At 62.9% G+C, this 606-nt stretch carries 1 protein-coding gene; it reads right to left on the minus strand.

Features of this window, described 5'->3' with window-relative positions; genetic code table 11:
• Positions 1-131 precede the first annotated feature (131 nt).
• Positions 132-599 carry a group II intron maturase-specific domain-containing protein gene (locus AC3ERT_RS36620; RefSeq protein WP_435179513.1) on the minus strand — a complete coding sequence of 156 codons (468 nt, stop codon included), beginning with the start codon at positions 597-599 and terminating at the stop codon, positions 132-134.
• Between the last annotated feature and the right edge of the window lie 7 nt (positions 600-606).

Consider the following 606-nt stretch of genomic DNA (forward strand, 5'->3'; position numbering starts at 1 on the left):
TGGGTGAGGTCGACTCGGGGCGCCTTTCTGGTGTCGCCACCAGCAGGTTTCCCCGAGCCGCCTCCCGAACCCGGCGTGCCCGTCTCCGAGCACCGGGCTCTCCACAAGTCCCGGTTGGGACAAGCCGATTCTTACGCCGTATTGGGCCACGGGCTCGGTATCACTGTTCCCCGGTATCGGTACCTGGTCGTACTCACCTTGGCCGGGTTGAACAGTTCAGCTTCCTCCGTGACGGGCCACCAGCCACCGTCGCAATAGCGGCGACGGAGCCGCTTCCACGTAATCCCGGGGTGCTTGCGTCGTATCCACCGTATGACCCTCGTCCACGCGAAGTGACTGAGGTAGCAGAATGCGACGTTCGACACTCCCGGACGGAAGTACGCGCACCATCCCCTGAGCACCGGATTCAACTGGTGCAGCAGGGATGCCATAGTCAGGCCGACGTTCTGCCTTCCGGTCAGCTCCTTCACCTTGGCCGTCGCCGAACGAACAGATTTCCGCGCCGGGTAGGTGTAAATATACTGCCGGTCGGTACCCCGCTTCCGGTGACGCTGGACGCGCCATCCAAGGAAGTCGAAGCCCTCGTCAACGTGGGTAATCCTCGTC

It is taken from the genome of Actinacidiphila sp. bgisy145 (assembly GCF_057708125.1).